Raw genomic sequence first — 21,537 nt, 5'->3', positions numbered from 1 at the left:
GCGAAGGGGACGGAGGCAGAACGGCGATGGCACGGAACATCCAGTCGCTCGAACGGGCGGCCGCGATGCTGCGCCTGCTCGCGGGCGGCGAGCGGCGGCTCGGCCTCTCGGACATCGCCTCGGCCCTGGGCCTCGCCAAGGGCACCGCGCACGGCATCCTGCGCACTCTGCAGCTGGAGGGGTTCGTCGAGCAGGACGATGCGTCCGGGCGGTACCAGCTGGGCGCCGAGCTGCTGCGCCTGGGCACCACCTATCTCGATGTGCACGAGCTGCGGGCGCGCGCGCTGGTGTGGACCGACGATCTGGCCCGGTCCAGCGGCGAGAGCGTCTATCTGGGTGTCCTGCACCAGCAGGGTGTGCTGATCGTGCACCACGTCTTCCGGCCCGACGACAGCCGGCAGGTGCTGGAGATCGGGGCCATGCAGCCGCTGCACTCCACGGCGCTGGGGAAGGTGCTGTCGGCGTACGACCCGGTGGCGCACAGTGAGGCCATCGAGGCGGACCGCAAGGCGTTCACCGATCGCACGGTGTCCGAGCTGGACGCCTTCGAGAACATCCTCGACATCACACGCGCGCGTGGCTACTCCGTGGACGTGGAGGAGACCTGGGAGGGCGTGGCCGGTGTGGCCGCCCCCATCCACGACCGGCGTCGGATGCCGGTGGGCGCGGTCGGCATCACGGGGGCCGTGGAACGGCTGTGCCGGGACGGCGAGTTGCGTCCCGAGCTGATCGCGGCGGTACGGGACTGTGCCCGCGCGGTGTCGCGGGACCTGGGTGCCGGGCGGTTCTAGAAGTCGGTAAGAGCACACCGGGACGCCCTGACGGCGTTCCGGTTCCGACCGTACCCTGAAGCGGACATATCGGACGGGGCCCCTTAGCAGCCCCTTGTGAAGATCGACAGCTCGCAGCATCAATAACGATCGCGCTTTCGATAACAGAACCCTTGACGCACATGTAACGCCGGAGCGAGACTCCCGTCCATCGGTCGGCATTGTCGAACACCTACCGGCAATACGCGCTAGAGTGTGACAACGCCAAGGGCCGGCACAGCTCTCATCCGAGAGCAGCTCGAACCTCCGGAGGGACCCGGGGTTCGGTCCCCTGGACGAAGGACAAAGGAGTCGCGGGTGTCCAGCTCCGACATCTTCATCGGCGAGACCATCGGTACCGCCATACTCATCCTGCTCGGCGGCGGCGTCTGTGCCGCCGTCACGCTGAAGGCCTCCAAGGCCCGCAACGCGGGCTGGCTCGCCATCACCTTCGGGTGGGGTTTCGCCGTACTGACGGCCGTCTACACCTCCGCGCCGCTCTCCGGCGCGCACCTGAACCCGGCCGTCACGCTGGCGCTCGCGCTCAAGGACGACGGCATCCCGTGGAGCCAGGTCCCGACCTACTGGGGCGGGCAGCTCCTCGGCGCCATGATCGGCGCAGCCCTGGTCTGGGTCGCCTACTACGGCCAGTTCCACGCGCACCTCACCGACAAGGAAATCGTCGGCGGTCCGGGTGCGCAGGCCACCAAGACCAAGGCGGTCGAAGCCCAGGAACAGGGCGCTGGTCCGGTCCTCGGCATCTTCTCCACCGGTCCGGAGATCCGGAACGTGGTGCAGAACCTGGCCACGGAGATCATCGGCACCATCGTGCTGGTGCTCGCCGTCCTCACGCAGGGCCTCAACGACGGCGGCAACGGCCTGGGCACCCTGGGCGCTCTGATCACCTCGCTGGTCGTCGTCTCGATCGGTCTGTCTCTCGGTGGCCCGACCGGCTACGCCATCAACCCGGCCCGTGACCTCGGTCCGCGTATCGTGCACGCCCTCCTTCCGCTGCCCAACAAGGGCGGCTCGGACTGGAGCTACGCGTGGATCCCGGTGGCCGGTCCGCTGATCGGCGGCGCGATCGCTGCGGGTATCTACAACGTCGCTTTTGCTTAGAAAACCCTCGCAGCACAAGCCTCGCAGCACGCGGTACCCACAGCTTTCCGACCTAGGACCTCCCAGGAGCACACCGTGACCGACGCGCACACCGCCGGCCCCTTCATCGCCGCCATCGACCAGGGCACCACCTCCAGCCGCTGCATCGTCTTCGACCGCGACGGACGTATCGTCTCCGTCGACCAGAAGGAGCACGAGCAGATCTTCCCGAAGCCGGGCTGGGTCGAGCACAACGCCAACGAGATCTGGACCAACGTCGAGGAGGTCGTCGCCGGGGCCATCCAGAAGGCCGGCATCACCCGCGACGACATCAAGGCCATCGGCATCACCAACCAGCGTGAGACCACGCTGCTGTGGGACAAGAACACCGGTGAGCCCGTCCACAACGCCATCGTCTGGCAGGACACCCGCACCGACGCGCTCTGCAAGGAGCTCGGCCGCAACGTCGGCCAGGACCGCTTCCGCCGCGAGACGGGCCTCCCCCTCGCCTCGTACTTCGCCGGCCCCAAGGCCCGCTGGCTCCTCGACAACGTCGAGGGTCTGCGCGAGCGCGCCGAGAACGGCGACATCCTCTTCGGCACCATGGACAGCTGGGTCATCTGGAACCTGACCGGCGGCGTGAACGGCGGCCGGCACGTCACCGACGTCACCAACGCCTCCCGCACCATGCTGATGAACCTCCACAGCATGGAGTGGGACGAGAAGATCGCCGAGTCCATCGGCGTGCCGCTGGCGATGCTGCCCGAGATCCGCTCCTCCGCCGAGGTGTACGGCGAGGTCACCGGCGGCAAGCTCGGCGACATCCTCGGTGGCATCCCCGTCGCGTCCGCGCTCGGTGACCAGCAGGCGGCCCTGTTCGGCCAGACCTGTTTCGCCGAGGGCGAGGCCAAGTCGACGTACGGCACCGGCACCTTCCTGCTGATGAACACCGGAGAGAAGCCGGTCAACTCGTACAACGGCCTGCTCACCACGGTCGGCTACCGGATCGGCGACCAGAAGGCGGTCTACGCCCTCGAGGGCTCGATCGCCGTCACCGGTTCGCTGGTGCAGTGGATGCGCGACCAGATGGGCCTGATCTCCACCGCCGCCGAGATCGAGACGCTCGCGCTCTCGGTCGAGGACAACGGCGGCGCCTACTTCGTGCCGGCCTTCTCCGGTCTGTTCGCCCCGTACTGGCGCTCCGACGCCCGCGGTGTGATCGCCGGCCTGACCCGGTACGTCACCAAGGCGCACCTCGCGCGCGCCGTCCTGGAGGCCACGGCCTGGCAGACCCGTGAGATCACCGACGCCATGACGAAGGACTCCGGTGTCGAGCTCGCGGCCGTCAAGGTCGACGGCGGTATGACCTCCAACAACCTGCTGATGCAGACCCTCGCCGACTTCGTGGACGCCCCCGTGGTCCGCCCGATGGTCGCCGAGACGACCTGCCTCGGTGCCGCCTACGCCGCCGGTCTCGCCGTCGGCTTCTGGACCAGCACCGACGACCTGCGCGCCAACTGGCGCCGAGCCGCCGAGTGGACCCCCAACATGGCCGCGGAGAAGCGCGACCGTGAGTACAAGAGCTGGCTCAAGGCCGTCGAGCGGACGATGGGCTGGCTTGAGGACGAAGAGAGCTGACGAGAGCCACTCGTAGGCTCAGCACGCTCTGATGAGGAGTAAGAACCCGAAATGACCAGTCAGACCACCCTGCAGTCCGTGCCTGCCCTCGGTACGCGCCCGGCCTCCGGCTCCAACCCGAGCCGCGCCGAGACCCGGGAGCAGCTCTCCAAGGCGTCGTACGACCTTCTCGTGATCGGCGGCGGCATCCTGGGCATCTCCACTGCCTGGCACGCCGCGCAGTCCGGCCTGCGGGTGGCCCTGGTCGACGCCGGCGACTTCGCCGGTGCCACCTCTTCCGCCTCCTCCAAGCTTCTCCACGGCGGTCTGCGCTATCTGCAGACCGGCGCGGTGCGGCTGGTGGCGGAGAACCACTTCGAGCGCCGTGCGGTCTCCCGCCAGGTGGCCCCCCACCTGGCGAACCCGCTCACGTTCTACCTCCCCGTGTACAAGGGCGGGCCGCACGGCGCCGCGAAGCTCGGGGCGGGCGTCTTCGCCTACTCCGCGCTCTCCGCGTTCGGTGACGGCGTCGGCCACCTCCTCTCGCCGGCCAAGGCGGCGCAGGACGTGCCCGAGCTGCGCACCGACAACCTCAAGGCCGTCGCCGTGTACGGCGACGACCAGATGAACGACGCGCGCATGGCGCTGATGACGGTCCGCGCGGCCGTCGAGGCGGGCGCGGTGGTCCTGAACCACGCCGAGGTGACCGGCCTGCGGTTCACCAAGGGCCGGGTCACGGGCGCCGAGCTGCGCGACCGCCAGTCCGGCGACGAGTTCGGCGTCAGCGCCCGTCTCGTCCTCAACGCGACCGGCCCGTGGGTCGACCACCTGCGCAAGCTGGAGGACCCGAACGCGGCCCCGTCGATCCGTCTGTCCAAGGGCGCGCACCTGGTCCTGAAGCGGACGGCGCCGTGGAAGGCCGCGCTGGCCACCCCGATCGACAAGTACCGCATCACCTTCGCCCTCCCCTGGGAAGACATGCTGCTGCTCGGCACCACGGACGAGGAGTTCGAGGGCGACCCGGCGGATGTCTCGGTCACCGAGAAGGACACGGCCCAGATACTCGACGAGGCCGCGTTCTCCATCCGGGACCAGCAGCTCGACCGTGACCTCATCACGTACGCCTTCGCGGGTCTGCGCGTGCTGCCGGGTGGCCCCGGCGACACCGCGAAGGCCAAGCGGGAGACGGTGGTGACCGAGGGCAAGGGCGGCATGCTGTCCGTCGCGGGCGGCAAGTGGACGACCTTCCGGCACATCGGCCGTACGGTCATGAAGCAGCTGGAGTCGCTGCCGGGCGCTCCGCTGGGTGACGACTACGAGCCGATCTCCTCGCTGCCGAAGAAGCTGCCGCTGCCGGGTGTCGCGAACCCGCGGGCGGTCGCGCACCGGCTGCTGGTCGACAACCCGGCGCCGGGTCCGCGGATGGCGGCGGACACGGCGAAGCACCTGGCCACGCACTACGGTTCGCTGGCGTTCGACATCGCCCGGCTGGCGAACGAGAACCCGGAGCTGGGTGAGCGTGTGCACCCGGACGCCCCGGAGATCTGGGCGCAGGTCGTGTACGCGCGGGACAACGAGTGGGCCGAGACGCAGGACGATGTGCTGCGTCGGCGTACGACGCTGACGATCCGGGGGCTTGCCACGGACGATGTCCGCGCGAAGGTGCAGGATCTGCTCGACAAGAAGTAGGCGGTACGGCGTTGAAGGGGCGGCTCCTTGGTTTGGGAGCCGCCCCTTTCGCGTGTCGTGGCGGAGCCGCACATCGATACAGCCCCGCGCCCCTAGGTAAGCGATCCCAGCGCTCTTACATCGTTCGGGTTACTCAACTCACCTCTGTGCACGACCAGTTCGCGACCCAACAGCAGTGCCCTGCGCGATGCCGGGACCGGGTCCTGCAGCGTTGTGAGGTCCGTCAGGTGGGCGAAGCCGATGATTCTGCGGATGATTTCCGTGCCTGCGTAGCCGATCGACTCCGTCCAGACCTTGCGCAGGAAGCGGTCCAGGTACGCGTCGTCGAAGAAGGTGTCGACGCGGGTCGGCCACAGGCGGCGGAACTCTGTCTCGAACGCTGTCCACGACAGACCGAGCTGGTCGGCGTGGTCGCTCAAGGAGTCCAGCGCTCGCGCCCGTTCCTCCGAGACCAGCACGTTGGCCCAGTACAGGCCGAGGTCGTAGCCGATCGGGCCGACGAAGGAGAACTCGGGGTCGAAGACCCGTATGACGGGGGCGCCTTCGCGTTCGCCGACCATGATGCTGCCGGTGTGCAGGTCGCCGTGGAGGAGGGCCTGGGCGCTGGTCATGAAGGTGTGGCGGAGGTCGGCGACCTCCGTGCGCAGCCGGCTGTCGGCGCGGAACTCCCGCGCCAGGTCGTCCAGGCCCTCGTGCCAGTGGTTGTGCTCGTGCTCGATGTACGGCTCCGACAGGACCACGTCCTCCGTGATCTTGCAGAGCTCGGGGCTGACCGAGGCGGCGATCAGTGCCTTGCGGTCGGCCGACGCCATGCCGAAGTCACTGGTCGCGAAGGAGAACTGGGCGACGAACTCGCCGGTCCTGGCCGAGGTGTGCGGACCGTAGGGGGCGCCCTCGTTCAGCAGGGTCCGCAGCACCTCCAGGTCCGACATGTCCTCCATGACGAGGGCGTAGTTCTCCGGGTCGTAGCCGTGGATCGCCGGGATCTTGTCCGGGGCGATGCGGGCGACCTGCTCGTACGCCCGTGCCTCGGCGTCGGCGCGGTCCGGGTTCATCGGCCAGGAGGGGCCGGCGACACGGACCCAGGGCAGGGCCTGCTTGAGGGCGAGGCTGCGGGTGCCGTCGGCGTTCGACGCCAGGAACACCCGGTTCATGTTGCCGTCCGAGACCTCGCGGACCTGCGGATCGGCCGTCTCGTCCCAGTGGCCCCGCTCGCGCAGGTACGCGGGGATGTCGTCGGTCTCCAGGATGCGGTAGCCCATGGTCGGTGAACTCCCCTATGCGGTGCGGCGCTTGGACAGGGTGAAGCTGAAGACGAGGGCGAGGATGAGGACCGCGCCCTCGACGACGTCCTGCGTGTAGTACGGCAGGCCCTTGATGGTCAGGCCGGTCGTGATGATGCCGATCAGTACGGCGCCGAGGGCCGTGCCCCAGACGTTCGGGCGGCCGCGGCCGAGGACCGAGGTGCCGACCAGCGCGACCGCCACCGCCTCCAGCAACTGGGACGTTCCGGCGCTCACATCGCCCTGGCCGATGCGGGACGCCAGGATCAGGCCGCCGATCGAGGCGAGGACGCCGGAGATGACGTAGGCGAGGGAGCGGTACGCGCCGACGCGGATGCCGGCCAGGCGGGAGGCCTCGGGGTTGGCGCCGATGGCGTACAGGACGCGGCCCCAGCGGGTGCGGGCGAGGAAGACCCAGGCGGCGATCGTCAGGCCGCCGAAGACGAGGACCGAGATGGGGATGCCGAGGACCGTGCCCCGGTCGATCTTCAGGAAGCCGTCCGTGAACTTGCCGGGTGCCGTGGAACCGTCGTCCAGGGTCATGCCCGGGGTGATGGACTGGCCGTCGACCAGGATGAGCTTGGTGCCCTGGATGACGAACATCGTGCCGAGCGTGGCCAGCATGTCGGGGATCTTCAGCACCACGATGAGGAGCGCGTTCAGCAGACCCGCCACCGCGCCCGCCGCGATCACCGCGATGATCGCGACCGTGCCGATCTGGTTGTGGACGACCATCGTCTGCGCGGCGACGGAGACGCCCAGTCCGGCCACCGCGCCGACGGACATGTCCATTCCGCCGACGGCCATGGTGAGGGTGACGCCGAGGCCGAGGATGGCGGCGACGGAGACGTACCGCAGGGTGTCGAGGAGGGTGGCCGACTCGCGGAAGGAGCCCTCGCTCAGCGCGAAGTACAGGAAGAGCGCGACCGTCACGAAGATGAAGCCGTACTTGATGACGGCGTTCTGGACGCGCACGGCGGTGGTGGTGGCGGGCGGGATCGCCGCCTTCACCGGGACCTCGGTGCTCTGCTGGGTGGTCATGAGGGGGACTGCTTCCTTCGGCGGCCGGTGTCAGCCGGGGCTAGACGGACACGGCGATGGTCTGGATCACGCGGTCGCGTTCCGCGGCTTCGCCGTATGCGTCGAGGTGGATCTCACCGGACGCGAGGACGACGACCCGGTCGGCGATCTCGAGGATCTCGTCGACGTCGGCGGACAGGACGAGGACGGCGGCACCCTCGGCGGCAAGAGAGCGGGCGCGGCGGCCGATGTCGCGCCGGGCGCCGATGTCCACGCCTCGGAACGGCTCGTCCAGGATGAGGACACGGGGTGGGTGTGCCAGCCAGCGGCCGACGACGACCTTCTGCTGGTTGCCGCCGGACAGCTCCTCCACGGTGCTGTGCTCGTCGCGGGCGACGACGCCGAGGGCCTCGATGGTGGCGCGGCCGAGGGCGTCCTCCTTCCCGCGCTGGACGAGCCCCCCTCTGGACAGGGACTTCAGGAACGGCAGCGAGATGTTCTGCGCCAGCGACCAGCCGGGCACGAGGGCGTCGGCGTGCCGGTCCTCGGGGACCAGGTGGATGCCGGCCCGGATCGCGTCGGCGGGCCGCCGGGGTGCGAAGTCCTTGCCGTCGAGCGCGACGGAGCCGGTCGCGAAGGGTTCGGCGCCGAACAGGCCGCGGGCCAGCTCGGTCTTGCCCGCGCCCAACAGGCCCACGACACCGGTGACTTCGCCGGCGCGGATGTCCAGGTCGAGAGGGGCGCGGCCCGCGAAGAGCCGTACCCCCCGAAGGGACAGCACGGCCGCGCCGGACGTCCCCTCGCGGACCGGGCGGGCCGTGGTCGTCTCCTGGGCCTGGGCGAGCATCGCCCGCAGCGCCGCGTCCCAGTCGAAGGGCTTGGTCTGGTCCTCGGTGAGACGTCCGTCCCGCAGGACGACCAGACGGTCGGCCAGCGCGTCGATCTCGCCGAGGCGGTGGGAGACGTAGAGCACCGCGATGCCGTCGTCGCGCATCTTCTCGACCAGCGCGAACAGGCGCTCCGCCTCGGCGGCGGACAGGGCGGAGGTCGGCTCGTCGAGGATGAGCAGGCGCGGGCGGGTGGCCAGGGCGCGGGCGAGGATGAGCAACTGGCGGTCGGAGATGCCGAGTTCGGTGACGTCCCGTTTGAGCAGGCTGTCGCTCCAGTCCAGGCCGAGGCCGGCCTGGATCTCGCGGGCGCGGGCGAGCAGCCTGCCCCCGTTCAGGAAAGGATTGCCCCGGCTCTGCGCCAGCTCCTCGAAGACCAGGTTCTCGGCGACCGTGAGGCCGGGCACGATGCCCTCGCTGATGCGCTGGTGCACGGTCTGGATGCCCAGCTGGCGTGCGGCCAGCGGCGACTGGAGAGCCGCGGATCGGCCCGCGACCCGCACCTCGCCGCCGTGGTCGGTGTGCACGCCGGACAGGATCTTGATCAGGGTGGACTTGCCGGCGCCGTTCGCACCGAGCAGCGCGACCACGCTGCCCGGTGCGATGTCCAGGGAGACGGAGGCGAGGACGGTCTTGCCTCCGAAGGCCATGCTGACGTCGGTGAGGCTGACCGCGGGCGTCTCGGTCGTCTCAGTGGGCGACATTCGAGATCCAGTCCGCGGTCGAGACCTGGGACAGGTTCAGCGCGGGCAGCGCCGTGCGGAGCTGGTCCATGTTCTCGATCTTGTTCTTGTTCAGGAAGTCCTGGGTGATGGCGACGGCCGGGAACTCGACGGAGGTCTTGTTCAGCTGGCCTGCCAGCTCCAGTGCGGTGGTACGGACGACGGCGGCGCCCACCGCGGACGGGTCGGTGCCGGCGGTGGCGACCCACGGGCTGTCGGCGGCGGTCATCTGCTGGATGTCGGCGTTGGAGACGTCCGCGCCGAAGACCTTCACCTTGTCCTGGAGCTTCTTGTTCTGGACGGCGAGGACGGTGCCCTTGGCCAGCTCGTCGTAGGGGGCGAAGACGCCCGCCACGTCCGCGTGCTGGGTGAGCGCGGCGGAGACGAGGGGAACGTTGTCGGTGGCCGTGGAGTCGGTCACCTTGCCGACCTTGAACTCCTGCTTCCAGCCCTGCGCGGCGAGTTCCTTGGTCCAGACGGTGTTCCGCTTGTCGAGGGCCGCGTAGCCGGCGACGTTGACGTAGCCGACCTTGGCGTCCTTGCCGACCTCCTTGGCCATCACGTCGAGGACGGCCTGGGCCATGCTCGCGTCGTCCTGCTTGGTCGAGACGACACCCTTCGTGGCCGTCTCGACGTCGTAGACGACGACCTTGATGCCCTTCTTCACGGCCTTGTCGATCTCCGGCTGGATGGTCGCCGGGAAGCCGTGGTCGATGATGATCGCCTTGGCGCCCGAGTTGATCGCCGAGGAGAGATCGGTGGCCTGCTTGGCGTTGTCGGCCTGCGCGTCGTACACGGTCAGGTCGATGCCGAGGGCCTTGGCCTGGGCCTTGGCTCCGTTGCCCCACTGCTCGAAGTAGTCGCCGGCGCCGCTCTGCCGGACCAGGGCGACCTTGACCGCGCCGTCGCTGAAGGGGGCGGGCTTCTTGCCGGTGGCGGCCGACGCGGAGGCGGCGGTGCTGCCGGTGCCCTTCGAGGCGTCCGTGGACTGCGAGCAGCCGGCGAGCAGGAGCGCGGAGACGGAGGCCAGCGAGAGCGCGGCAAGGGGGAGGCGGACACGGGGCATGAGGGGCTCCAGGTGCAGGGTGGTGCGAAGGGGGTGAAGCGGAGGGGAACTCGCGACCCGGAGCGAGGGAAAGGAATGCGCCATCTCAAGCAGGGGCGACGGCCCACGGCGACAAGGGCGTACGGGGCTCCGGGTGGGGTCAGCGACAGCTGGCCGTGGCCGTCCGGAGCAGATCCACGTGCAGCCGCCGCACGAGCAGCAGCGTCTTCATGCACAGATCATGGGAACGATTCCGGCCATTCGTCAAAGCACTGAACACGCTTTCTCACTGCTTGAGACAACAACTTCGTCACACCGGGTTGACCTGCCGTGTCGAGTTACCATCGCGGAACCGGCACCCCACCCCGGACCAGTGAGGCCCTGATGACGACGCCACGCCCGACAGCGCTGCGCATGCCCCGCCGCTGTCCCGGCGCCGCGTGTCGCGGCTGACCGGCTGTCCGTCGCCGCCCTCTTCCTGCCACGCCCGTCCGGTGCTTGTCTCGGTATCCGGACATCCCTTTCAGACGCCTGGAGTTGTTCCCATGACCCTGCTGACGACCTGGTCCGAGTCCGGCCCCGAGACGCTGGTCCGCCGTACCTCGGACCCCGCCGAGATCGCCGAGGCCCTCACGCCGCTCGGTGTGCGCTACGAGCAGTGGCCCGTGCGTGAGGACGTCCCGTTCGACGCCGACAGCGACACGGTGTTCGCCGCGTACGGCCCGGAGATCGACAAGCTGAACGCCGAGGAGGGCTTCACCACCGTCGACGTCCTCGGCCTGCACCCGAGCGACGACCCGGAGTTCCCGGCGAAGGCCGCGGCCGCGCGCGCGAAGTTCCTCCAGGAGCACACGCACGACGACGATGACGAGGTCCGCTTCTTCGTCTCCGGCTCCGGGATCTTCTATCTGCACGTGAACGGCGAGGTCCACGCGGTCTTCTGCGAGAAGGGCGACCTGCTGGGCGTGCCGCGCGGCACCACTCACTGGTTCGACATGGGCACCAGCCCGTCGTTCACGGCGATCCGCTTCTTCCACGAGGAGGACGGCTGGATCGGCAACTTCACCGGCTCGACGATCGCCTCCCGCTTCCCGGACTACGACACGATCGCGGCGGGTTACGCGGCCGGCAAGGGCGCGGCGTGACGCAGCGGGGCCTGACGTACGACGTGGACGCCGTGGTGCTCGACATCGAGGGCACCACGAGCGCCACGGGCTTCGTCGTCGACGTGCTGTACCCGTACTCGCGCGCGCGTTTCGGCGCGCTGCTGACCGAGCGGGCCGACGATCCGGACGTGGCGCGGGCCGTCGCGCAGGTGCGCGAGGAGCTGGGCGATCCGCGGGCCGACGCGGCCGCGGTCGAGAAGGCCCTGAACACCTGGCTCGACGAGGACCGCAAGGCCACGCCGCTGAAGACCCTCCAGGGGATCATCTGGTCCGAGGGCTTCGCACGCGGCGACCTCGTCTCGCACTTCTACGACGACGTCGTACCGCGGCTGCGTGTCTGGCACGCGGCGGGGACGAGGCTGTACGTCTACTCGTCCGGGTCCGTGGCCGCCCAGCGGGCGTGGTTCACGAACAGCCCGGAGGGCGACCTCACCTCGCTCGTCTCCGGTCTCCACGACACCGAGAACGCGGGACCCAAGCAGGAGCCGGAGTCGTACCGCCGTATCGCGGAGTCGGCCGGCGTCGAGCCCTCGCGGCTCCTCTTCCTCTCCGACCGCCCCGGCGAGCTGGACGCGGCCCGCGCGGCCGGCTGGCACGCGGTGGGCATCCGGCGGCCCGGGGAGCCGTACTACGAGCAGGGCGTCGGCGGCCACGCCGAGGCGGGGGCGTTCGACGAGATCACCATCAGCACCACCGGGAGCACCGTATGACCGCCGAGATCACCGAACTGGACCTGGAGGAGGCGGGGGCGGTCCTCGCCGCCGAGTCCGCGCGCTTCGCGGGCTTCGGCTGGATGCGGGGCACCTCCGGCAACCTGTCCGTCGTGCTCACCCGGGAGCCGCTGCGGCTCGCGGTCACCGCGAGCGGGCACGACAAGGGTGAACTGACCCCTGCGGACGTGGTGTTGGTGGACGGCGAGGGCGCCGCGGTGCGGGGCGGCAAGCCGTCCGCGGAGGCCGAGCTGCACGCGCGGGTCGCCGCGCTGACGGGGGCCGGGGCCGTGGTGCACGTCCACACGGTCGCCTCCGTGGCCATGGGCCGGCGGGAGCCGGGCGGGATCGTCTTCAAGGACGTGGAGATGCTCAAGGGCGTCGGCCAGCCCGCGCACGACGTCGAGGTGACGCTGCCGGTCATCGCCAACAGCCAGGACATGAAGGTGCTCGGGGACCGCCTGGAGGCGGCACGCGACCCGCGGATGCCGGCCGTGGTGGTCGCGGGGCACGGCCTGTACGTGTGGGGCGCCGATCCCCGTCAGGCACGGCACCACACCGAAGTGGTGGAGTGGCTGCTGGAGTTGGAGCTGTCGCAGCGCTGAGCGGCGCCAGGAAGAAGGGGACCTCCGGGCTCGGGGGTCCCCTTCTTCGTGCCGCGGGTTCTACTGCAGGTGATCGCCGGGCAGTTGGCCGGACGCCACCTCCAGCACGCCCCGCTCCGTCACCAGTCCCGTCACCAGCCGCCCCGGCGTCACGTCGAAGGCGGGGTTGTGGCCGCGCGACTCGGCGGGCGCCGTCCGTACCCCGCCCCACTCCAACACCTCGTCCTCGCCGCGCAGTTCGATGTGGATGTCGTCGCCGGACTTGGTCGACAGGTCCACGGTCGTCGTCGGCGCCGCCACCAGGAACGGGATCCCGGCGTCCGCGCACGCGAGCGCCACGCCCACCGTGCCGACCTTGTTCGCGGTGTCGCCGTTGGCGGCGATCCGGTCCGCGCCGACGATCGCCGCGTCGACCTGGCCGCGCAGGATGGTGCCGGCGGCGGCACCGTCCGCCTGGACGTAGTGCGGGATGCCCTCCTGGACCAACTCCCAGGCGGTGAGGCGGGATCCCTGGAGCAGGGGGCGCGTCTCGTCGGCGTAGACCACCTCGAGGCGTCCGCGCGCGTGGAGTTCGCGGATGACGCCGAGTGCCGTGCCCCACCCGGCCGTCGCCAGCGCGCCCGTGTTGCAGTGGGTCAGGATGCGCAACGGCCGCTCCACGCCCACCCTTTCGAGCAGCCAGTCGGCGCCGTGGGCGCCCATCGCCCGGTTCGCCTCGACGTCCTCGCGCTGGACGGCGACGGCCTCCTCCAGCACGGCGTCGAGGCCCTCGTCGAAGCGGGTCATCACGCGGTCCACGCACACCATCAGGTTGACGGCGGTCGGCCGGGCCTCCCGGATGCGCGCGACGGCGGCCCGCACCTCGTCCACCGACCAGTCCTCGCGCTCGCCCTGCACCAGCGCGAGCGCGACGCCGTACCCGCCGGCCGCACCGATCGCGGGCGCGCCGCGCACCACGAGCCGCTGGATCGCGTCGACCAGAGTGTCCACATCGCGGACAACCCTCGTCTCATTGCGGTGCGGGAGCAGCGTCTGGTCGATGAGCGCGAGGGCGTCTCCGGTCCAGTCGACGGCACGCAATTCCTGGGGCATTTCGGGACACTCCTGCTGTTCCGGTGGTGTCCGGCCACGGTACATGACCTGCTAGCACCACAGTTCGAGACAGTCGGGCAGGTGTCCGCAATCAGATGCTACTGTCCGCCAATCAGTCCGCAGACCGAGACGAAGGAGGAAGCCTGTGCTGCTGACCAAGCGCCGTTTCCTCGACTTCGGCCGGTGTGCCGGTGACGGCTGTCGACGCTGACCCGTCCCCGTTCCAGCGTCCCCTCTCACCTCATCGCCGCTCCCGCCCGTGCGTGCCTCGCCGTACCCGGAAGGTCTCCCGATGTCCCGTAGACACCACCGTTCCCTGCAGCTCGCCGCCGCCACCGCCCTCATGGTCACCGCGGCCACCGCCTGCAACGCCGCCGCGAAGAGCGACGCCTCCGACAGCGCGAGCGGCGGCAGCGGCAAGACCTTCACCCTCGTCACGCCCGACGCGGTCGGTCAGAACGAGTTCCTGAAACTCGCCGTCAGCGGCGTCAAGGACGCGGCGAAGCAGCACGACGGCTCGCAGAAGGTCTACGAGTCCACGGACACCGCCTCCCAGCAGCAGAACGTCCAGGCCGCGGTGGACGCCAAGCCGGACGTCGTCGTGCTGGTCGGCTTCGAGTTCGCCGACCTGGTCGCGCAGCAGGCTCAGAAGAACCCGAAGCAGCAGTTCCTGATCATCGACGCCTGCACCGCCAAGACCTTCAAGAACGTCAGCTGCGCGGTCTTCCGCGAGCACGAGGGCGTCTACCTCGCGGGCGCCGAGGCCGGTCTGCTCAGCGAGTCGGGCAAGGTCGGCGCGGTCGACGTCCTCGACACACCCCAGTTCCGCCGCTACAGCGACCCGTTCGCGGCCGGCGCCAAGAAGGTCGCCGCCAAGACCGAGACGTCGACCCGCTTCGTCGGCGGCCAGTCCCCCTTCGACGACTCGGCGCGTGCCAAGGAGCAGGCGAACACCCTGTTCTCCAAGGGTTACGACCAGATCATGGCGGCCGCCGCGGCCGGCAACTACGGCGTCTTCGAGGCCGCGAAGGCCAAGGGCGCCTACGCGTACGGCGTCGACGTCAACCAGTGCCTCTCGGCGCCGGGCACGGTCGTCGACAACGTGATCAAGCGCACGGACGTCGCCGTGGAGAAGGGCATCGAGTCGGTCCTGGCCGGTCGGACGGGCACCGTCTCCTACGGCCTCAAGGAGGGCGGCATCAGCCTGACCGGCCTGGAGGACGGCGTCGACGCGTCGAAGTGCGTGATCGCCGACCACAAGGACGTCCTGGCGAAGGTCGAGGAACTGCGCGACCAGATCGTCTCCGGAGAGCTGAAGGTCGATGACCCCGCCGCGAGCTGACGCCGAGGGCCTGGCCGTCGAGCTCAGGGGAATCACCAAGCGGTTCCCCGGCACGCTCGCCAACGACTCCGTCGATCTGACCGTCCGCCACGGCGAGATCCACGCCCTGATGGGCGAGAACGGCGCGGGCAAGTCCACGCTGATGTCGATCCTGTACGGCATGGAGCGCGCCGACGCGGGCTCGGTCCGCGTCGGCGGCCGTGACGCGCACTTCGCCAGCCCGGGTGACGCGATGGCCGCCGGGCTCGGCATGGTCCACCAGAGCTTCAAGCTGTTCGACTCGCTGACGGTCGCCGAGAACGTCGTCTACGCCGCCGAGCCGCGCCGCTTCGGCCTGGTGGACCGCGCCGCGGCCCGCCGCCGGGTACGTGAACTCGCCGAGGAGCACGGCCTCGCCGTGGACCCGGACGCGCGCGTCGGTGATCTGCCCGTGGGTCTGCGCCAGCGTGTGGAGATCCTCAAGCTGGTGCACCGCGGGGCCCGCACGCTGATCCTCGACGAACCGACGGCGGTGCTCACACCGGCCGAGGCGGACGCCCTGTTCGCGGTGCTCAAGTCGCTGGCCGCACAGGGCCGTACGGTGATCCTCGTCACGCACAAGCTCCGCGAGGTGCTGGAGGTCAGCGACCACGTGACCGTCCTGCGGGACGGCAGAGTGGTCGCCCGTCTGGTCACCTCGGAGACCTCCGCCGAAGAGATCGCGGCGGCCATGACCGGCCGCGCGGTCGAACTCGACCGCGTCCACGCCCGGGGCACACCCGGTGACGCCGTACTGGAGGTGACCGGTCTCGCCACCGACGGGGTGCGCGGCGCCGGACTCACCGTCCGGGCCGGCGAGATCGTCGGCATCGCGGGCGTCGCGGGCAACGGCCAGAGCGAGCTGATCGAGGCGCTGGCCGGTCTGCGGCCGGTCACCGCCGGGCGGGTGGCCCTCAAGAACGAGGACATCACCCACGCCTCCGCCACCGAACGCCGCCTCAAGGGTCTGGCGTACGTCCCCGAGGACCGTCACGCGATCGGTACGGCGCCCGCGGCGTCCGTCGCCGACAACCTCGCGATGGGCCACCACCGTACGTCCCTGTCCTCCCGCGGCCTGCTGCCGCCGACAGCCGTCCGGGCGCACGCGCGGCGGCTGATCGAGCGGTTCGGCGTCAAGGCGTCGAGCCCCGAGGTCCCTGCCTCCGCGCTGTCCGGCGGCAACCTCCAGAAGCTGCTGATCGGCCGCGAACTCGCCCACGACGCACCGCTGTTGCTCGTCGAGCAGCCCACTCGCGGTGTCGACATCGGCGCCATCCAGAACATCCACGACCAGATCGTCGCCTACCGCGACGCCGGCCACGCCGTCCTCCTCGTCTCGGCCGAACTGAGCGAGATCCGGGGCCTGGCGGACCGGGTGCTGGTGATGTACGAGGGCCGGATCACGGCGTCGTACGACAAGGACGAGGCGGACGAACGGACGCTGGGCCTCGCGATGGCGGGCGCCCGGGTCACGGTGGAGGCCGTCGACTGACATGACCAACCGGATATCCGGAGCCCTGCGCTCCCCCATCACCTTCTCCGTGCTCGCCGGCGTCCTCATCGGCGCGCTCTTCCTGCTCGGCACCGGCGCCGACCCGATAGCGGCGTACGAGGCGGTCCTCACCGGCTCGCTCGGCGCCGACGGCATCGGCTCCACGCTGACCACTCTCACCAGCGTGCTCGGCATGGCCCTCGCGCTGGCGATCCCGCTGCGTGCCGGGCTCATCAACCTCGGCGGCGACGGCCAGATGGTCCTCGGCGGCATCACCGCGGCCGTGACCGGCCTGTACTCCCCGCTGCCGGCGCCCCTCACCGTCGTCCTCACGCTGCTCGCGGGCATGGCGGCGGGCGCCGCGTACGCCACCCTGGCCGCCCTGTGCGAGAACCACCTCGGCGTCCCGCTCCTGGTCAGCAGCCTGCTGCTGAGCTACCCGGCGGTCTCGCTCGCCTCCTACCTGGCGCGCTACCCGCTCAAGGAGCCCGGCTCCAGCCTGCCGCAGACCCGGGCGATGCCCGACGGCGTGGCGCTGCCCTCCTTCGGTGACTCCACGGTCACCCTCGGTCTGGTGCTGGTCGTTCTCGCGGCGGCCGCGTACTGGTTCACGGACCGGCGGACCGCCTTCGGGTACGAGATACGCATGACCGGACTCAACGCGCGCTTCTCCGCGTACGCGGGTGTCGAACGCCGGGGTCTGACCCTGAAGTTGATGTCCGTGTCGGGAGCGATCGCCGGACTCGTGGGCGCCATCGGGGTGTTGAGCTTCCCCTACCGTTTCGTCGACGGTTCGCTCACCGCACCCGGCTACACCTGGACGGGCCTCACCGCCGCCCTGCTGGCCACGGCGGCCCCGCTCGGTACGGTGATCGCGTCGTTCTTCTTCGCCGTCCTCGCGGTCGGCGGTCTCGCGATGGAGCGGACGAACGAGGTGCCGCGTGAGCTGACGCAGGTGCTCCAGGCGATCGTGATCGTGTTCCTCGCGGCCCGGCTGACCTTCCCGCGTCTCCCGCGCCGCAAGGCCGAGGTCAAGGCCAAGGAGGCCGTGTGATGTTCCTCGACTCCGACCTCCTCATGTCGGCGCTGCGCGCGCTGACGCCGATCCTGCTGGCCGCGCTCGGCGGAGCCGTCTGCGAACGGGCGGGCGTCTTCAACATCGGCCTCGAAGGCATGATGCTGATGGGCTGCTTCACCGCGGTCGCCACGAGCTGGTTCACCGGCAGCCCCTGGCTCGGCGTCCTCGCGGCGGCGCTGGCCGCGGCGGCGTACTCGCTGATCCTCGCGGTCGGGACGGTCACTCTGCGCGGGGACGCGGTGGTTCTCGGTATCGCGATGAACCTGCTGGCCGTGGGCCTGACGAGCTTCCTGCTCCGTACGGTCTTCGGCGTGCAGGGCACCTTCGACGACCCGTCCCTCCTCGGCCTCCCCCTGGTCGGCGGCCTCAGCCCGCTCGCCTACCTGTCGTGGGCGGCGGTCGCGGTGGCCGCGGTGATGCTGTCCCGGCATGTGTGGGGGCTGCGCCTGCGCGGGGTCGGCGAGGCACCGGACGCGGCGGCCACCCTCGGGGTGAGCCCGGCGAAGTACAAGTACGCGGCCGTGCTGGTCTCGGGTGTCCTGTGCGGTCTCGCCGGGGCCCAACTCGCCCTCGGCAACGTCACGTTGTTCACCGAGAACATGACCGCGGGCCGCGGCTGGATCGCCGTCGTCGCCGTGATGCTCGGCCGCGCCCTGCCCCTCGGGGTGCTGCTCGCCGCGCTGCTCTTCGGCCTCGCCGAAGCAGCCGGCTTCCGACTCCAGGGCCTCGGTCTGCCGCAGCAGGCGACCGACGCCGCGCCGTACGTCGTCACGCTCGGCGCCCTCTTCCTCACCACGGCGCGCCGTCGCCGTACCCGTCCGTCCACCGGAGCCGCCGCATGACGCAGGACCTGCTGCCCATCACCCGCATACCCCGCACCGGCCTGCCGGCCCACGCGGTCGTCGTCGGCGACCCGGCGCGCGCCGCGGCCGTCGCCGCACTGCTCGACGGGGCCGAGGAGGTCTCGTACCACCGCGAATACCGTACGTTCAGCGGCAGTTGGAAGGGTCTGCCGGTCGTCGTCGCCTCGCACGGGGTGGGCGGTCCGGGCGCGATCCTGCTGTTCCAGGAGCTCGCGGACGCGGGGGTCCGCACCATCCTGCGGTTCGGCACGGCGGGCGCGATGAAGCCCGGGATCGGCGACGGCGACCTCGTCATCGCGGAGGCGGCCGTCCGCGACGACGGTGTCACCCAGCAGCTGCTCCCGCCCGAGTACCCCGCGGTCTCCTCCCCCGAGGCGGTCATCGCGCTCCAGCGTGCGGCCCGCGAGGCGAACGCCCCGCACCACCGCGGCATCGTCTGGACCCGGGCGGCCTTCCAGCCCGGCCTCCTCCCGCTCTTCTCCTACGACGGTGCCGGCCTCGCCGCCATCGAGATGGAGCTCTCCGCACTGCTGGTCACCGCGTCGCTGCGCGGACTGGTCGCGGGCGGCGTCCTCGTCATCGACGGGGCGAACGCGGACGAGCTGGTGGACGAGGAGGGCGCCAGCGCCTACGACCCGCACCGCGATGTCGTCACGGCGGGCGTCGAGCGGGGCGCGGTGGTGTCGCTGGAGGCGCTGCGGCTGCTGGCGGAGGAGTACCGGGCATGAGCATCGACCTGCTGATCCACGGCGGTGACGTCCTGACCGTGGACGACGAGGGAACTGTCGTACGGGACGGGGCTGTTGCCGTCCACGAGGGCGAGATCCTCGCCGTGGGGCCCGCCGACGAGCTGCGTGCGCGCTTCCCGGCCACCGAGTCCATCGACGCCGCGGGCTGTCTCGTCCTCCCGGGACTGGTCAACACCCACACCCACCTCGCGATGACCCTGCTGCGCGGTCGCGCCGACGACGTCACCCTCCAGGGCTTCCTGGAGCGGGTGCTGAAGTGGGAGGCCGAGCTGCTGACGCCGCAGAACGTGGCGGCGGCGGTGCGGCTGGCGGTCGCCGAGAGCGTACGGGCGGGGGTGACGTCGGCGCTCGACATGTACTGGTTCCACGAGGCGGCCGAGCAGGCGGCCCGTGAGGCGGGCTGGCGGCTGCACACCGGGCCCACCTTCATGGACGTGCCCGGCCCGCCCGACGGCATCGCCTACGAGGACCGCCTGGACTGGGCGCGCCGGGATCTGGAAGCCCGCGGCACAGCCCGCCCCGGTACCCGTCCGGTCCTCTTCGCGCACTCCACGTACACCCTGAGCCCGGACCAGCTCACCGAAATCTTCGCGCTGGCCCGGGAGTTCGGGGCGCTGCTGCACATCCACGCCTCGGAGAACGCGACCGAGGTCGCCACCGTCGAGGTCAAGTACGGCAAGCGTCCGGTGGAGTTGCTCGACTCGCTCGGTCTGCTCGGCCCGGATGTGCTGCTCGCGCACGCCGTGGACCTCACCGGACCGGAGATCGCGGCGCTGGCCCGCACCGGCACGTCGGTCGCCCACTGCCCGGTGTCCAACCTAAAGCTGGGCTGCGGGATCGCGCCGGTGCCGCGGCTGCTGAGCGCCGGGGTGACCGTCGGGCTCGGTACGGACGGGGCCGTCAGCTCCAACACGCTGGATGTGCTGGGGGCGGTGCGGCAGGCAGCGCTGGTGCACAAGGCGGGCGGTGACCCCACGGCGGTCGGCGCCGAGCAGGCCGTACGCATGGCGACGATCGAGGGTGCGCGGGCGCTGGGGCTCGGGGAGCGGCTGGGCTCGCTGGAGGCCGGGAAGCGGGCCGACCTCGTCGTGCTGGACCTGGACGCACCACACCTGCGGCCCGTGCACGATCCGTGGTCGACGCTGGCGTACGCGGCGCACTCGGCGGACGTGCGGGACACCGTCGTCGACGGCCGGGTGCTCCTGCGGGAACGGGTGCTGACGACGCTGGACGAGCGTACGGTGATCGCCGACCTGGAAGCCCTTGTCTGAGCGGGGCGTTTGGCACCCCGAACGGCAGATCCGCCCCCATAATGGCGTAAGACATCGGATGTCTTTACGGGCATGCGGGAACCACTGGGAGGCCGGCCATGGCAGTCACCGACGAGGCGATCGAGAAGATCAAGGGCATGATCGTCTCGGGCGCCCTGCGCCCCGGCGACCGGCTCCCCAAGGAGAGCGAGCTCGCCTCCGAGCTCGGACTGTCCCGCAACTCGCTGCGGGAGGCCGTGCGGGCCCTGTCGCTGATCCGGATCCTGGACGTGCGACAGGGCGACGGCACGTATGTGACGAGCCTGGACCCTCAACTCCTCCTGGAGGCGCTGAGTTTCGTCGTCGACTTCCACCGCGACGACACGGTCCTGGAGTTCCTGGCCGTCCGCCGCATCCTGGAGCCGGCCGCGACCTCGATGGCGGCCCTGCGGATCAGCGAACAGCAACTGGACGCCCTGTCGGCCCAGTTGGACAAACTGGGCTCCGCCCCCTCGGTGGAGGAACTGGTCGCCTGCGACCTCGACTTCCACCGCGGCATCGTGCAGAGCTCCGGCAACTCCGTCCTGTGCTCCCTCCTCGACGGCCTGTCGGGCCCCACGACCCGGGCGAGGATCTGGCGAGGCCTGACACAGGAGGACGCGGTCAGCCGCACGCTGCACGAGCACCGCATGATCCTCGCCGCGCTACGGGATCGCGACGCGGAGGCGGCCCGGTCGTGGGCGACGGTGCACATCGCGAGCGTGGAGCAGTGGCTGCGGGCCTCGCTCTGAACTGCCGTTCCATGCCTCGCCGGGTCATCCGACGTCTACCCGGGTCACCGACCTCATGTAGGGACAGGCGTGCACGGTGATCCGGCACAGCTCCGAGGAATGGAGGGTGTCCCGGGGTGGCTGATGGGGCAGTGATGCGTTCACTCCCCCGTGCAAGGGGGCTGCGGACGCCCCCGTTGGACGCCGTAAGGTTGGGGCGTACGTGAGGGCA

Annotated in this window: 19 protein-coding genes; 14 read left to right on the top strand and 5 right to left on the bottom strand. The window is 70.6% G+C overall.

Annotation, left to right across the window (positions count from 1 at the left end):
- Positions 1–26: 26 nt before the first annotated feature.
- The 4 genes from QF037_RS37325 (at position 27) to QF037_RS37310 (ending at position 5,213) form a co-directional block, all read left to right on the top strand.
- Positions 27–791 carry an IclR family transcriptional regulator gene (locus tag QF037_RS37325; RefSeq protein ID WP_307032973.1) on the top strand — a complete coding sequence of 255 codons (765 nt, stop codon included), beginning with the start codon at positions 27–29 and terminating at the stop codon, positions 789–791.
- Positions 792–1,127: 336 nt separating this feature from the next.
- A complete protein-coding gene (locus QF037_RS37320) occupies positions 1,128–1,928 on the top strand; it encodes an MIP/aquaporin family protein (protein WP_307032971.1) in 801 nt (266 codons plus the stop codon).
- A gap of 75 nt (positions 1,929–2,003) precedes the next feature.
- On the top strand, positions 2,004–3,545 hold the full coding sequence (gene glpK / locus QF037_RS37315) for a glycerol kinase GlpK (protein ID WP_307032969.1): 1,542 nt from the start codon (positions 2,004–2,006) through the stop codon (positions 3,543–3,545).
- A 51-nt stretch (positions 3,546–3,596) separates the two neighbouring features.
- Positions 3,597–5,213 (top strand): glycerol-3-phosphate dehydrogenase/oxidase, encoded by a 1,617-nt coding sequence (locus QF037_RS37310; protein ID WP_307032967.1) that lies wholly within the window; start codon positions 3,597–3,599, stop codon positions 5,211–5,213.
- A gap of 92 nt (positions 5,214–5,305) precedes the next feature.
- On the opposite strand, the gene mtnK is transcribed toward QF037_RS37310, so the two are convergent.
- The 4 genes from mtnK to QF037_RS37290 are packed head-to-tail and all read right to left on the bottom strand — an operon-like array spanning position 5,306 to position 10,191.
- Positions 5,306–6,475: an S-methyl-5-thioribose kinase gene (gene mtnK / locus QF037_RS37305; RefSeq protein ID WP_307032965.1), complete on the bottom strand. Its 1,170-nt coding sequence runs from the start codon at positions 6,473–6,475 to the stop codon at positions 5,306–5,308.
- Positions 6,476–6,490: 15 nt separating this feature from the next.
- Positions 6,491–7,537, bottom strand: coding sequence for an ABC transporter permease (locus QF037_RS37300; protein WP_307032964.1), 1,047 nt, complete (start codon positions 7,535–7,537; stop codon positions 6,491–6,493).
- A gap of 40 nt (positions 7,538–7,577) precedes the next feature.
- Positions 7,578–9,107, bottom strand: a complete 1,530-nt coding sequence (locus tag QF037_RS37295) for a sugar ABC transporter ATP-binding protein (protein ID WP_307032962.1) — start codon at positions 9,105–9,107, stop codon at positions 7,578–7,580.
- Positions 9,094–10,191 carry a substrate-binding domain-containing protein gene (locus QF037_RS37290; protein ID WP_307032960.1) on the bottom strand — a complete coding sequence of 366 codons (1,098 nt, stop codon included), beginning with the start codon at positions 10,189–10,191 and terminating at the stop codon, positions 9,094–9,096. The genes QF037_RS37295 and QF037_RS37290 overlap by 14 nt, the downstream gene beginning before the upstream one ends.
- Positions 10,192–10,715: 524 nt before the next feature.
- Here QF037_RS37290 and QF037_RS37285 point away from each other — a divergent pair.
- The 3 genes from QF037_RS37285 to mtnB are packed head-to-tail and all read left to right on the top strand — an operon-like array spanning position 10,716 to position 12,651.
- Positions 10,716–11,315: a 1,2-dihydroxy-3-keto-5-methylthiopentene dioxygenase gene (locus QF037_RS37285; protein WP_307032958.1), complete on the top strand. Its 600-nt coding sequence runs from the start codon at positions 10,716–10,718 to the stop codon at positions 11,313–11,315.
- On the top strand, positions 11,312–12,046 hold the full coding sequence (gene mtnC / locus QF037_RS37280) for an acireductone synthase (RefSeq protein WP_307032956.1): 735 nt from the start codon (positions 11,312–11,314) through the stop codon (positions 12,044–12,046). Before QF037_RS37285 ends, mtnC begins: the two co-directional genes overlap by 4 nt.
- Positions 12,043–12,651, top strand: coding sequence for a methylthioribulose 1-phosphate dehydratase (gene mtnB, locus QF037_RS37275; RefSeq protein ID WP_307032954.1), 609 nt, complete (start codon positions 12,043–12,045; stop codon positions 12,649–12,651). The genes mtnC and mtnB overlap by 4 nt, the downstream gene beginning before the upstream one ends.
- Positions 12,652–12,711: 60 nt before the next feature.
- Here mtnB and mtnA read toward each other — a convergent pair whose 3' ends face one another.
- On the bottom strand, positions 12,712–13,743 hold the full coding sequence (mtnA, locus tag QF037_RS37270; RefSeq protein WP_307032952.1) for an S-methyl-5-thioribose-1-phosphate isomerase: 1,032 nt from the start codon (positions 13,741–13,743) through the stop codon (positions 12,712–12,714).
- Positions 13,744–14,035: 292 nt separating this feature from the next.
- On the opposite strand from mtnA, the gene QF037_RS37265 reads away from it, so the two are divergent.
- From QF037_RS37265 to QF037_RS37235, 7 genes are all read left to right on the top strand, one after another.
- A complete protein-coding gene (locus QF037_RS37265; protein WP_307032950.1) occupies positions 14,036–15,085 on the top strand; it encodes a BMP family ABC transporter substrate-binding protein in 1,050 nt (349 codons plus the stop codon).
- A complete protein-coding gene (locus QF037_RS37260; protein ID WP_307032948.1) occupies positions 15,066–16,595 on the top strand; it encodes an ABC transporter ATP-binding protein in 1,530 nt (509 codons plus the stop codon). Before QF037_RS37265 ends, QF037_RS37260 begins: the two co-directional genes overlap by 20 nt.
- A 1-nt stretch (position 16,596) precedes the next feature.
- Positions 16,597–17,649 carry an ABC transporter permease gene (locus QF037_RS37255; RefSeq protein ID WP_307032946.1) on the top strand — a complete coding sequence of 351 codons (1,053 nt, stop codon included), beginning with the start codon at positions 16,597–16,599 and terminating at the stop codon, positions 17,647–17,649.
- On the top strand, positions 17,649–18,515 hold the full coding sequence (locus QF037_RS37250) for an ABC transporter permease (RefSeq protein ID WP_307032944.1): 867 nt from the start codon (positions 17,649–17,651) through the stop codon (positions 18,513–18,515). Before QF037_RS37255 ends, QF037_RS37250 begins: the two co-directional genes overlap by 1 nt.
- Entirely contained in the window at positions 18,512–19,264 is a 753-nt protein-coding gene (locus QF037_RS37245; protein ID WP_307032941.1) for a nucleoside phosphorylase, read from the top strand. Before QF037_RS37250 ends, QF037_RS37245 begins: the two co-directional genes overlap by 4 nt.
- Positions 19,261–20,556 (top strand): amidohydrolase, encoded by a 1,296-nt coding sequence (locus QF037_RS37240; protein WP_307032939.1) that lies wholly within the window; start codon positions 19,261–19,263, stop codon positions 20,554–20,556. The genes QF037_RS37245 and QF037_RS37240 overlap by 4 nt, the downstream gene beginning before the upstream one ends.
- Before the next feature lie 98 nt (positions 20,557–20,654).
- Positions 20,655–21,326, top strand: a complete 672-nt coding sequence (locus QF037_RS37235) for a FadR/GntR family transcriptional regulator (RefSeq protein ID WP_307032937.1) — start codon at positions 20,655–20,657, stop codon at positions 21,324–21,326.
- The last annotated feature ends 211 nt before the right edge of the window (positions 21,327–21,537 follow it).

The organism is Streptomyces canus, from assembly GCF_030815415.1.
GTDB classification, from domain to species: domain Bacteria; phylum Actinomycetota; class Actinomycetes; order Streptomycetales; family Streptomycetaceae; genus Streptomyces; species Streptomyces canus_F.
This window is presented reverse-complemented; position numbering and strand designations above follow the sequence as displayed.

Coding starts and splice junctions, on each gene's coding strand:
- QF037_RS37325 (WP_307032973.1), top strand. CDS start 27: ATGGCACGGAACATCCAGTCGCTCGAACGGGCGGCCGCGATGCTGCGC.
- QF037_RS37310 (WP_307032967.1), top strand. CDS start 3,597: ATGACCAGTCAGACCACCCTGCAGTCCGTGCCTGCCCTCGGTACGCGC.
- mtnK (WP_307032965.1), bottom strand. CDS start 6,475: ATGGGCTACCGCATCCTGGAGACCGACGACATCCCCGCGTACCTGCGC.
- QF037_RS37300 (WP_307032964.1), bottom strand. CDS start 7,537: ATGACCACCCAGCAGAGCACCGAGGTCCCGGTGAAGGCGGCGATCCCG.
- QF037_RS37295 (WP_307032962.1), bottom strand. CDS start 9,107: ATGTCGCCCACTGAGACGACCGAGACGCCCGCGGTCAGCCTCACCGAC.
- QF037_RS37290 (WP_307032960.1), bottom strand. CDS start 10,191: ATGCCCCGTGTCCGCCTCCCCCTTGCCGCGCTCTCGCTGGCCTCCGTC.
- QF037_RS37285 (WP_307032958.1), top strand. CDS start 10,716: ATGACCCTGCTGACGACCTGGTCCGAGTCCGGCCCCGAGACGCTGGTC.
- mtnB (WP_307032954.1), top strand. CDS start 12,043: ATGACCGCCGAGATCACCGAACTGGACCTGGAGGAGGCGGGGGCGGTC.
- mtnA (WP_307032952.1), bottom strand. CDS start 13,743: ATGCCCCAGGAATTGCGTGCCGTCGACTGGACCGGAGACGCCCTCGCG.
- QF037_RS37265 (WP_307032950.1), top strand. CDS start 14,036: ATGTCCCGTAGACACCACCGTTCCCTGCAGCTCGCCGCCGCCACCGCC.
- QF037_RS37260 (WP_307032948.1), top strand. CDS start 15,066: ATGACCCCGCCGCGAGCTGACGCCGAGGGCCTGGCCGTCGAGCTCAGG.
- QF037_RS37255 (WP_307032946.1), top strand. CDS start 16,597: ATGACCAACCGGATATCCGGAGCCCTGCGCTCCCCCATCACCTTCTCC.
- QF037_RS37250 (WP_307032944.1), top strand. CDS start 17,649: ATGTTCCTCGACTCCGACCTCCTCATGTCGGCGCTGCGCGCGCTGACG.
- QF037_RS37245 (WP_307032941.1), top strand. CDS start 18,512: ATGACGCAGGACCTGCTGCCCATCACCCGCATACCCCGCACCGGCCTG.
- QF037_RS37240 (WP_307032939.1), top strand. CDS start 19,261: ATGAGCATCGACCTGCTGATCCACGGCGGTGACGTCCTGACCGTGGAC.
- QF037_RS37235 (WP_307032937.1), top strand. CDS start 20,655: ATGGCAGTCACCGACGAGGCGATCGAGAAGATCAAGGGCATGATCGTC.